The 10,290-nt window shown below is 70.4% G+C and carries 9 protein-coding genes and 1 pseudogene; 5 read left to right on the top strand and 5 right to left on the bottom strand.

Going from position 1 to position 10,290, the window contains the following annotated elements:
• The 4 genes and pseudogenes from IJH84_RS18700 to IJH84_RS18685 all read right to left on the bottom strand — a co-directional run.
• Window positions 1-777: pseudogene (locus IJH84_RS18700) on the bottom strand (ATP-binding protein); the annotation flags it as partial.
• Window positions 774-1,487 (bottom strand): DUF4255 domain-containing protein, encoded by a 714-nt coding sequence (locus tag IJH84_RS18695; RefSeq protein ID WP_200069672.1) that lies wholly within the window; start codon window positions 1,485-1,487, stop codon window positions 774-776. The pseudogene IJH84_RS18700 and the gene IJH84_RS18695, both read right to left, overlap by 4 nt.
• Before the next feature lie 28 nt (window positions 1,488-1,515).
• On the bottom strand, window positions 1,516-4,551 hold the full coding sequence (locus IJH84_RS18690; RefSeq protein ID WP_295146789.1) for a hypothetical protein: 3,036 nt from the start codon (window positions 4,549-4,551) through the stop codon (window positions 1,516-1,518).
• 289 nt (window positions 4,552-4,840) lie between these two features.
• On the bottom strand, window positions 4,841-5,287 hold the full coding sequence (locus IJH84_RS18685; RefSeq protein ID WP_200069671.1) for an ArsI/CadI family heavy metal resistance metalloenzyme: 447 nt from the start codon (window positions 5,285-5,287) through the stop codon (window positions 4,841-4,843).
• An 82-nt stretch (window positions 5,288-5,369) separates the two neighbouring features.
• Here IJH84_RS18685 and IJH84_RS18680 point away from each other — a divergent pair, with 82 nt between their 5' ends.
• The 3 genes from IJH84_RS18680 to IJH84_RS18670 are packed head-to-tail and all read left to right on the top strand — an operon-like array spanning window position 5,370 to window position 7,263.
• Entirely contained in the window at window positions 5,370-5,741 is a 372-nt protein-coding gene (locus tag IJH84_RS18680; protein ID WP_295146786.1) for a helix-turn-helix transcriptional regulator, read from the top strand.
• Window positions 5,738-6,841: an ACR3 family arsenite efflux transporter gene (arsB, locus tag IJH84_RS18675; RefSeq protein WP_295146784.1), complete on the top strand. Its 1,104-nt coding sequence runs from the start codon at window positions 5,738-5,740 to the stop codon at window positions 6,839-6,841. Before IJH84_RS18680 ends, arsB begins: the two co-directional genes overlap by 4 nt.
• A 17-nt stretch (window positions 6,842-6,858) precedes the next feature.
• The gene (locus IJH84_RS18670; protein ID WP_295146782.1) at window positions 6,859-7,263 is read left to right on the top strand and encodes an arsenate reductase ArsC; all 405 of its coding nucleotides are present in this window, start codon (window positions 6,859-6,861) and stop codon (window positions 7,261-7,263) included.
• 385 nt (window positions 7,264-7,648) lie between these two features.
• Here the strand turns inward: IJH84_RS18670 and IJH84_RS18665 are convergent, their stop codons facing one another.
• The gene (locus IJH84_RS18665; RefSeq protein WP_200069667.1) at window positions 7,649-8,275 is read right to left on the bottom strand and encodes a LuxR C-terminal-related transcriptional regulator; all 627 of its coding nucleotides are present in this window, start codon (window positions 8,273-8,275) and stop codon (window positions 7,649-7,651) included.
• Between the two features lie 130 nt (window positions 8,276-8,405).
• On the opposite strand from IJH84_RS18665, the gene IJH84_RS18660 reads away from it, so the two are divergent.
• Window positions 8,406-9,692 carry a hydrolytic protein gene (locus tag IJH84_RS18660; RefSeq protein ID WP_295146779.1) on the top strand — a complete coding sequence of 429 codons (1,287 nt, stop codon included), beginning with the start codon at window positions 8,406-8,408 and terminating at the stop codon, window positions 9,690-9,692.
• A 404-nt stretch (window positions 9,693-10,096) separates the two neighbouring features.
• A partial coding sequence (locus IJH84_RS18655) for a helix-turn-helix domain-containing protein (RefSeq protein WP_295146777.1) occupies window positions 10,097-10,290 on the top strand: 194 nt, incomplete at its 3' end.

Genomic DNA, 10,290 nt, shown 5'->3' with positions numbered 1-10,290 from the left:
GGTGAGCGCCTGCGGTTGCAGCACGAGAGCGCCGAAACCGCCTGCTGCCAAGGATTCCACCGCTACCTGCGCCGCCGAGCCGTCCGCGCTGCGCAGGTGGACCAGCCGGATACCGGCGTCCAGGCCGCCCGCGAGCCGCTTCGCCGGAGCCGTGGCCGACCGCGGCGCCGGTGCCTCCCGCACCAGCTCGGCCAGCGCAGGGGGCGGCGCATCGGAACCGAGCAGGTGCGCCACCACGCGGTCGGGCACCCGCAAGGTCCGCGTGGCCCACGGCCGCTCCGGCTCGGCCACTTCCAGCAACGAACTCAGCGGCGCTCCCTCGGCGAGCCGGAATCGCCCGTCACCGGCCAGCGGCATCCCGCACAGCTCCAACGCCAAACCGGTGGTGGGGCGCCGCAGCGTCACGTCGTCGTTGAGGTAGCCGTAGAACCGCTCGAACCGCGGGTCCACTTCCGGCGCCAGCGCCACCAGCAGCAGTTCCACGTCGAGTTCGGTCAGCTCGAAATCCGCGGCCAGCCGTGGCAGCCGCAGCCGGTCGTCGGGTTCCGGGGCCGTTTCCCCTTCATCCGCCCAGGAATCGCCGGCCGGAAGAGCACCGGACCAAGCTGCGGATGGCGAGTCCAGGATCCGCTCGACGAGCTCGTCGGTCAGGTACAACCCGCGATAGGGATCGTCCGGCGCCGGATCGGTGGCTCGCCGCTTCGCCACTGCCACCCGGACGCGGTTTTCCACTCCGCGCAGCCGCGCCCAGAGGTGGCGCAGATCGGCGCCGCTCATCGCCGCGGACTCCGGTGCCGCCGCCGCGCCTCCGGGTGCCGCGGATCCGGACGCTGCCTGGATGCGGCGAGCCCGTCGCCCTCGTCCACGTTCGTCCCCTCGTAGCGCAGGTGCCGAGGTGTGTCCTGCGCCTGCTCGGTGACCGCGGACTCCGACCGCAGCAGCATGCCCTCGGTGACCGGCGGCCCGGCGGGCAGCCGTTCGCCCGCCAGCGGCGCGGTGATCCGCAGGTTGATCGACGGCTTGAGCGCGCCGCCCAGCGCCGACCACACGTCGGTCACCGACCGGCCCTCCGGCATGTCCCCGCCCGCCTGCATCCGCACCGTCAGCCCCAGTTCGGCCAGCGTTCCGGTGAGCCACCGCTCGGCGAACGACTCGTGCTTGATCAGCCCGCGCAGCACCGCCGAGAGCAACCGGTGCTCGTCCTGCGGGCGGTTCGTCCACGCGGTCACCAGGTAGCTGAGCTGGAACCAGTGCGGGGCGCCGAGCCAGCCGACGACCACGCCGTCCTCGTCGCGCTGCTCGACCGCGCCGGTGCTGCGCAGCGCGGCGTCCTCGCGGATGTCGTAGAGGAACACGCTGACCGTCGGGGAGTTGCGCTTGGCCGCCCAGTCCGTGGTGGGCGGGTCGAACGCGAGCTCCACGCCCGCGCCCGGAACGCCCTCCTCGGCCAGCAGCAGCCGTACTCCCTCGTCGGTTTCGTGGATCACGCAGGTCCTTTCGCGGTGGTGGCCCCGGTCAGCGGGGGCCGAGCATCAGTGGCGGTGCGACGGACGGCTTCACCACCAGGAACCGTGCCGTGACCGGCCCGAATCCCGGCCCGGAGGCAGTGATCGTGCGGGGGCCCAGTTCGTCCTTCGGCAGCACCAGCAGCTGCGCGATGAACCGCCCGTCCGCGGCCGGAATGGCGGGCACCGCCGCTGCGGTGATGCCCGGGTCCCAGCGCAGCCGCACCGGTGTTCCCGGCGGGAAGTCGAAACCGCGCACCGAGGTCACGAATCCGGGCTCACCCACCTCCGGCACCGCGACGATCCGCGGCTGCAGCACGCGGTACGGGGTGGTGGCGAAGTTGTCCGCGTCGGTGTTGTCGCTGCCGGTGGTGCGCAAGGTCGCCGAGATCGGCGCTTCGAGCGCCGCGTTCGGCACCAGCACGACGACTTCGGTCAGCACTCCGCCCGGCGGCAGGTCCGGCAGCAGGCATCGGGTTGCGGTGCAGCCGGGTGGCACCGCGCTCACCGGCACACCCGGTGGCAGCGCGAGGTCGAGCCGGAGGCCGGTGGCCACGCCCTCGCCGGTGTTGCGCACCGTGAACGTCACGTCGGTACGACCGCCCACATAGGACGGATTCGGGTCGGCGCGGACTGCGACACCGGGTCCGGCCACCGGTGGCGGCGGCGGAGGAGGCGGCGGTGGTGGCGGTGGAGCCAGCGGAGTCACCAGCACGGCGGTGTTCGCGGTGTTGTCCGAGCTGTTGGTGTCGCGCAGGGCACCGGAGGTGCTCCAGCCGACCTGTTGCGGCCCCGGTGTCACCCCGGTCAGCTCCGCGATCACCTGCATCGACTGCCCGGCTTCGAGCACCCCCAAGTCGCACCGAGCGGCGTCGCACTCACCGGAAGGGGCGCGCAGCCGGTCCAGCCGCAATCCCGGCGGCACGTCCACGTCGACCACCGTGCCGGGCGAGGTCGCGGGGCCGCGGTTGGTGACCGTCGCGGTGATCTGCCGCGTCCCGTCCACCGGCACGTCGTCGGCGGTTTCCGGCGCGTCGATGGTCAGGTCCACCGTGGCCTGCCAAGTCGACTCCTTCTGCCGCCCCGGCAGCCGATCCGTGATCGGCGTCAGCCGCCTGGTGGCGACGTCGAGGATCGAGGAGAACTCGGGCTCGGCGGGATTGCTGGTGGCTCGCTGCGACAGCACCATCTGCTTGCCGTCCGGCGACCAGCTGATGTCCCGCGGCTGGAACGGCCCGCCGTCCCCGGCGACCGGCTCGTCGCTGGCCAGGCAGCTCTGCTGGTTGCGCGGCAGCAGCACCGTGCAGCCGTCGCCGGTCAGCGGCACCTGCAGCAGCCCGTCCCGCTCGCGGTTGAACGCGATGCTCTTGCCGTCCGGGGAGAACGCCGGGCTGTCGTCGACCACGTCGCAGTTGCAGACCTTCCCGCTGATGTCGGTCTGGCGGCCCACATCGCCCAACGCGCCTATCGGAGCCGTCCAGATCCGGTTGCGGCGCTGGTCGTCCGGGACGTCGGCGGACCGGCCGCGGCTGAACGCCAACTGGGTCCCGTCCGGCGAGAAGGCGGGCTGGGTGTCGTCGTCATCGGCGTTGCTGGTCGCCAGCCGACCGGTGACCTGCCCGGAGTCGACGTCGACGAGCACGATGCGGCTGCGGGAGCGGGGCGTTTCGGGTCTGCCGCCGGGGCATCTGCGGGCGATCGCGAGCGTGTTGCCGTCCGGGGACCAGACCGCGTCGGTTTCCCAGTCCGCCGTCTCACGGTCTTCGATCGGCAGCCTGTGCTGGTTGGTGCCGTCCGCGTTCATCAGCCAGATGCGCTGGACCCGCTGCCCGTCGATGGTCTCGAAGCGGCTCACCGCGAGCTGGGTGCCGTCGGGGGAGTAGCTCTGCCGCTGCGTCCACGGGTCGTAGCCTTCGCGCGGCTCGAACAGCCGGATGTCGTTGGTGGCCGCCTCCGGGTCCTCGGTCAGCACCGACATGTTCAGGTCCCGCGGGTCGCTGCCGTCCCTGCGGATGTCCTGCAACCGCGCGGTGTAGCGGGTTTCGCCCGTGGTGCGCGAGACGACCAGCCGGCCGTTCAGCCACGTCGGCGAGTCCGCCAGCCGGTCCTCGTCCAGCAGCAGCTCCGGCGGGGAGGTCACCGGCGGAGTCGCCGGCACGCGGTAGACCCGGTCCAGATCGGTGACCGCGCCCTGCTGGTTCTGGTGGCTCATGAAGATGACCTGCTCGCCGCTGGGCAGCCACGCGGGGCGGCGGCTCTGCCAGCACTGGCACTCGTCTCCCAGCAGCGGGACCTGGTTGAGCCCGTCGAGCAGGTAAACCCGCTGGTCGGCGTTGTCGCCGAGGTCGCCGTCCCCGTCGAAGGTGTAGGCGATCCGGTCCTCGTCCACCGGATTCCACGCGGGCTGCACCGCGCCGCCGGAGGTCACGTCGGTCACCTGCTGCTGGGCGCCGCCGCCCGCCGGGCGCTGGTAGATCTGCCACCGCTGGCCCGAGTCGGACGAGTAGGCGATTTTCGCGCCATCAGGGGAAAACGACGGGAACGTCTCGTTCGAGCCGGTGTCGGCGAGCCGGTGCGCGCCGGTGCCGTCCGCGCGCACCAGCCAATCGTCGCGCTGACCGCCGTCGGCGGAATCGAACGCGACCCACTGCAGGTCCGGCGACAGCTGCGGATGAGCCGCGTCCTGCCCCTCGGTGAGCTTGCGGACGTCGCCGTTCCGCTCGCGCAGGTACACCTGCGGAGTGCGTTCGTCGCGCAGGCTGGTGAACACCACGACACCGTCGCGGGCGGCGGGATCCTGGTCGAAGTGCTGCGGAGTCTCGGAGAGCAACGGCTGCGTGCCCGAGCCCGGAAGACCGTTGGTGGCCCCGATGCTGCGGTGCTGGGTCCCGGAGAACGCGATGCGGCTGGGCGGCGGATCCTGCGGCGGCTGCTGCGCCTGCGCGGGCGGCGCCGAAGCCGAGGGCAGCCAGATGAGCCCGCACAGCACGATGAGAACGCCGGCCAGCGCGGTGTTGCTGCGAGCCGGGCGCGCACTGCCGATCACGGACCACCTCCGGGTGTAGCTGCCCTGCGAATGCTCACCCGCGCGGGCCCGCGCGCAGCAGTAGCCGGCAGGCAGCACACCGGGAAACCCGCCCGGGACTTTCGGGCAACCGGCGCGCGCCCTCCCGCCGAGCGGAGTGGACGGCCTGTTCTTCTTAGCGGGGTTCGCTGACGTGTGGCTATGTCGTTCGTGGCTGCTCTGACCTGCTCGGCGTCCTCATCCCGTCGACCGGGCGCAGCCCTGACAGCCCTCGTGGGGCGGCGAGCGCCCCAGAGTATTCGGTGGGGGGTTACGGGTTGGCTGATGCCGTGTTGCTCTCCTCGGCGCAGCACTGCGTTTGGGTGTGCGTCGTGTCGGAACCGAAGGTGGCGGAGTCGCCTGTGACGACGTAGACCTCCCACGGCTCTTGGCCGGGGCCGTGCACCCACACCTTGTCCTGACGGGCGTAGCAGCAGGTGGTGTCGGCCTCGACGTCGGTGAACAGACCGAGGGCGCTGAGTCGTTCGGTAGCGGCGGTGACTTGCGCAGTGCTGTCGACCTCGACACCGAGGTGATCCATGAGGGTGTCCTGACCGGCTTCGCCTTCGAGCAGGACGAGTTTCAGCGGCGGCTCGGTGAGGGCGAAGTTGGCGTAGCCGGGCCGGAGCTTGGCCGGTTCGGTGCCGAACAGCTTCGAGTAGAACGCGATGGAGCCTTCGAGATCGCCGACCCGCAAGGCGAGCTGCATCCGTGACATGACCTCTCCCTGTTTAGACGTGCATCTAATCAAGCCCTGCGACAAGCTTGCTCCTTGGTTCGATGGACGTCAAGATAGAAGCATGTCGAAGCAAGAGTTGCCGGGTGATGAGGCGGAGCTGTGCTGTTCGCCGGTGCTGCGGGAACCGCTGGATGCCGAGCAAGCGGGTGCGCTCGCGCGGGTGTTCAAGGCGATCGGTGAGCCGGTGCGGTTGCGGTTGCTGTCGCTGATCGCTTCGCACGCGGGCGGTGAGGCGTGCGTGTGCGATCTGACCGGGGCGTTCGAGCTGTCCGGTCCGACGATCTCGCACCACCTGAAGATCTTGCGCGAATCCGGAGTGATCGACGGAGAACGGCGAGGTACCTGGGTCTACTACCGGGTGCGGCCCGAGACGCTGCGGCTGGTCTCGGACGCGCTCGTCCCCGCCGGAGAAGTCCCGGTGGTTTCGCGATGACCGGCACAGCACAGCGCCCGCGCAGCGAACAGGCCGTTGCGGCGAAGCTGTCCACTCTGGACCGTTTCCTGCCGGTGTGGATCGGCGCGGCGATGCTCCTCGGGCTGCTGGCCGGACGGTGGATACCGGGGCTTGGCTCGGCATTGGATGCGGTGCAGCTGGACGGGATCTCGCTGCCGATCGCGGTCGGGCTGCTGGTGATGATGTATCCCGTGCTGGCCAAGGTCCGCTACGACCGGCTGGATACGGTCACCGGCGACAAGCGGCTCATGGTCTCGTCCCTGCTGCTGAACTGGGTGCTCGGCCCGGCGCTGATGTTCGCGCTGGCCTGGACGTTGCTGCCGGACCTGCCGGAGTACCGCACCGGATTGATCATCGTCGGACTCGCCCGGTGCATCGCGATGGTCATCATCTGGAACGACCTAGCCTGCGGTGATCGGGAGGCCGCCGCCGTACTGGTGGCGCTGAACTCGGTGTTCCAGGTCATCGCCTTCGCCGGACTCGGCTGGTTCTACCTGAGCGTGCTACCCGGCTGGCTCGGCCTGGCCACGGTCGGCCTGGACGTCTCGGCCTGGGCGATCGCGAAGTCCGTTCTGATCTTCCTCGGCATCCCGCTCGTGGCGGGATACCTCACGCGCAAGTTCGGCGAACGCGCCAAGGGCCGCGACTGGTACGAAGCCCGTTTCCTGCCGAAGATCGGCCCGGCCGCGCTCTACGGACTGCTGTTCACCATCGTGATCCTCTTCGCCCTGCAAGGCGACCAGATCACCAGCCGTCCCCTCGATGTCGCCCGCATCGCCCTGCCGCTGCTGGCGTACTTCGCCCTGATGTGGGCCGGATCTTTCGCACTGGGCAAGCTGATCGGCCTGAGCTACGAGCGTTCCGCCACGCTGTCGTTCACCGCGGCGGGCAACAACTTCGAACTCGCCATCGCCGTAGCGATCGCCACGTTCGGCGTCACCAGCGGCCAGGCACTCGCCGGGGTCGTCGGGCCTCTCATCGAGGTCCCCGTGCTCGTCGCCCTGGTCTACGTCTCGCTAGCCGCACGCCGCTGGTTCAGCACCCCTGAGCCAGTGCAGGAAGCGTCGTCCGCCCGATGAAACCCAACGGAGATACCGTGACCGACCCGCCGGAAGTTCTGTTCGTCTGCGTGCACAACGCGGGCCGATCCCAGATGGCCGCCGCTCTGTTGCAGCACCATGCGCAGGGCAGGGTGACCGTCAGGTCGGCGGGATCGGCGCCGGCCGCGAGCATCAATCCCGCTGTGCATGAGGTCATGCTCGAGCTCGGCATCGACCTCGCCCACGAGGCGCCGAAAAGGCTCACCACCGGAGCCGTCGAGGCGGCTGATGTCGTAATCACCATGGGCTGTGGCGACGCCTGCCCCGTCTTCCCCGGCAAGCGCTACCTCGACTGGCGCCTCACCGACCCGGCAGGCAAATCCATCGAAGAGGTCCGCACCATTCGCGACAACATCGACCAGCGCATCCGCGATCTCTTCGCGGAACTGGTCAACAACTAACCACCGACAGCTGGCGGGAGCTCCGGCGCGAGAACACCGCCCCAGCGGTGGAGCGCAAGCGCCGGAAAAGCTCCCGCCCGCGCGCCGCCGAACGCGGCGCCTTGATGCAGATGCAGAAAAGTTCGGCAACAGCTGAGCCTCTTCGCAGGCGGCGAACGGCGCGCCGATCCGCTCGTTTCCCGCGTCGAGCTTGTCAACGGCGGTCGCGAGTTGCCGTAAAGGATCCTCCAACGCCGACATGCGCCCTTGTTCGTCGCCGTCACGGTCGGACGCCGGGCAGCACCGACGCCGCTTGATCCGGGTGCTCGCCGGAGCGGACGGGCCGACGGTCCCAACAGATCGGGCGAACCGTCCGTTCAGCGGTGGCGAAGCCCCGTTGGAGGCCTCAGATGAGCCCGTGCCGCATCACGTATCCGACGGCGTGCGCGCGGTTGCGCAGCTGCAACCGGGTGGTGATCTCGTGCAGCACGTTCTTGACCGTGCGCTCCGAGTAGGACATCTTCACCGCGATCTCGCCGGTGTCGAAGCCTTCGGAGACCAGCCGCAGCACCTCGACCTCCCGCGCGGTCAGCGCGGACAGGCTCAACCCGCCCGATTCGCCCGCGTTGCGCTGCAACTGCCCCACGTGGTCGAGCAACCGGCCCAGCATGTCCCCGGGCAGCACGCCCTCGCCGCGGATCAGCGCGAGCACCAACGACACCAGCCGGTCCTGGTCGGCTTCGGCGCGGCGCAGCACCGCGCCCACTCCGCACTCGATGGTCAGCCGCAGCGCGTTGTGCCCGAACTCGCCGATCACCAGGCCGGTGCGCGCGGGCGAGCCGCGCTGCAACTGGCGCAGCAGCCGCACGGCCTGCTCGTCGAGCCGGTCCACCACCGCCAGCGCCACCGCGGCCTGGTCGGTCTCGTCCTCGCCGAGCAGCCGCACTTCCGGCCGGGGGCGCAGCAGCGCGATGGTTCCCGCCTGCAACAACTCGTCGGCGGCGTGCACCGCGACCGGCACTCTCGTGGTCATCCGCACTCCAATCTGGTCTGGCACCGCGCTCGGGTGCAGCGTGGGAACGTCGATGCGGGCAGTGGTGTTGCCCCGGTGCTGCCCTCGCGGACCTGCCGTCCGGAGTGCGTGGCGGCTTAACTTCTCTCGGGTGAGCACATCAGCGGAGCTGGAGAGCACGACGATCGCCGTGGCCCCCGGCGGGGAGGCGACCGCCGTCCTTGCGGTGCGCAACGACACCGACATCGTCGAGGCGTACGAGTTCGAGGTGGTCGGCGAGTGCGCGTCGTGGACCGTGGTCGAACCCGCACGGCTCTCGCTTTATCCGGGAACGCGCGGCACGGTGACGCTGCGGCTGCGGCCGCCGCGGTCCCCGGAGGTTCCGGCCGGGGAAGTGCCGCTGGCCGTGCGGGTGCTGCCGGTGGAGCGCCCGGAGCTGGTCACGGTCCCCGAAGGAACCGTCCACATCGGACCGTTCCAGATGCTGCGCGGTTGGCTGGCCCCGCAGCGCCGCCGGGGCTGGCGCAGCGGACGCTTCTGGGTGGTGCTGCACAACCAGGGCAACACCCCGCTCGCGGTAGGGCTGGAACCCGCGGATCCGGCCGAGGAGCTGAAGTTCCGGCTCGACGAGCAGCAACCGGCGCTGGAACCGGGCGAGCAGCGGGAGGTGCGGCTGCGCGCGCGGGCGCGCAAGTTGCACTGGTTCGGGAAACCGCCGAGCAAGCCGTTCACGGTCACCGCCGCACCGGATGCCGGTGAGGTGAGCGAGCACGAACTCGCGCCGCCGGAGCAGTTCGACGGCGAGCTGCACCAGATCCCGATCTTCCCGAAGTGGCTGCTGGCCCTGCTGGCGCTGCTGCTGGCCCTGCTGCTGCTGTGGTTCACACTGGTACGCCCCCAGGTGCAGCGATCGGCGAAGGAAGCGGCCGAGGAACAAGCCCGGGAAATGGCCGCGGCGGGCGAACTCGTGCCGCCCGGCGGGCAGCCGGAGGAACCGCAGCCGGAGCCGCCGAAGCCGCAGCCGGAGACCCCGCCCAAGCAACCGGGTGAAGGGGATGCGCTGAACACCACGCCCGGCGGCGGTCAAGAATCCGTCACGCTGCCCGTGGTGACCGATGGCGCCGACAACGCGGCCGGGACCTGGACGGTTCCGGAAGGGAAGGTGTTCTTCGCCACGGATCTGGTGGTGGCGAACAACCAGGGCGATGAAGGAGTGCTCACGATCTCCTTCGGCGATCGGCTGATCACCCGAATAGCGCTGGAAACCTTCCGGAACCAGGACTACCACTGGGTCACGCCGATCCAGGTTTCCGCCGGGGAGCGGATCACCGCCGCGGTCACCTGCGCGCGGCCCGGCACACCGGCTACCGGGCAGCAGGCCACCCAGTGCTCGGAACTGCTCAACGTCGCAGGCGTGCTCCGGAACGCGCAGCCATGAGCCGCGCACCGGGAACTGGTGCGGCATTCCTCCCCCTCGCCCCGTGGCGCCGCCCGCCCGACCGGCGCGGCGCTTTCGCCAGACAATCACGGGGCGGCTGAATTCGGCCACGAAGTTCGGCACGCAGAAATCGACGCGGTTCCTTCCGGTCGGTACTGCGAGAACCGGCTGTTCGAGTGTCGCGAATCTGCCGTTCGGGTGCATCGCTACCGGCGTTCGCGTGCAAACGATCGTCCGGGAAAGCGCCTTGGCGCAGTATTGTGCCCGGGTCCGCGCGAGCCGGATAATGGTCAGCGGGTTTCGCTCGAAATTTTCCGGGCGCCGGTCCCGCAGCGCCGCGGTTCGCCACCCGGCGCCGGTCTGCGGGGCGGCGTCGGCGCGCTGCCGGGAATGGTGGTGGGTCGATGGCGATAGCGGGTACCGGGCACGGAACGGCCGCGAGCACCCGATTCCCGTACCTGCTCAAGACGCTGCGGGAGGCGGCGGGGCTGACCCAGGAGGACCTGGCCGCGCGTTCCGGGGTGAGTTCCCGCGCGATCAGCGACATGGAGCGCGACCGGGTCGTCCGCCCGCAGGTGCGCACCTTGCAGGCGCTGGG

Origin of the sequence: Saccharopolyspora sp. (assembly GCF_017434145.1) — a bacterium.
In the GTDB taxonomy this organism is placed as follows: domain Bacteria; phylum Actinomycetota; class Actinomycetes; order Mycobacteriales; family Pseudonocardiaceae; genus Saccharopolyspora_C; species Saccharopolyspora_C galaxeae.
The sequence above is the reverse complement of the archived record's forward strand: the minus strand, read 5'-3'. Positions and strand labels throughout refer to the sequence as shown.